Genomic DNA, 384 nt, shown 5'->3' with positions numbered 1-384 from the left:
TTGGGAGACTGGTTCGCTTTCTGCACTAGCTGATTCGTCGAGAGATACTTCGACTGTTGTGGTTTTTGCGGTGGCTGGTTGTTCAGTAACAGTCGTCGCAACTTGACTTTCTTCCTGAGAAGCGACTTCTTGGACTTCTGGTTGAACAGGAATATCTGACCTGTCTTGAGACGAAATTGGAGCTGGTTGGGAGACTGGTTCGCTTTCTGCACTAGCTGGTTCGTCGAGAGAGGCTTGGACAGTTGTGGTTTTAGAGGTGGCTGGTTGTTCAGTAGCGGTCGTCGCAACTTGATCTTCTTCTTTTACATTTACCCCCTCCATGCCTATGGGACCTGATAGAAGTTCTGACCTCTGATTCTCAACTGTTTCTGATTCAAGAAGTTC

1 pseudogene is annotated in these 384 nt (G+C 47.7%); it reads right to left on the bottom strand.

The features are described from left to right. Positions 1-384 (bottom strand): annotated as a pseudogene (locus tag C1E99_RS14765) (hypothetical protein); the annotation flags it as partial.

The sequence above is a fragment of the Streptococcus suis genome, assembly GCF_002964045.1.
In the GTDB taxonomy this organism is placed as follows: Bacteria; Bacillota; Bacilli; order Lactobacillales; family Streptococcaceae; genus Streptococcus; species Streptococcus suis_U.
This window is presented reverse-complemented; position numbering and strand designations above follow the sequence as displayed.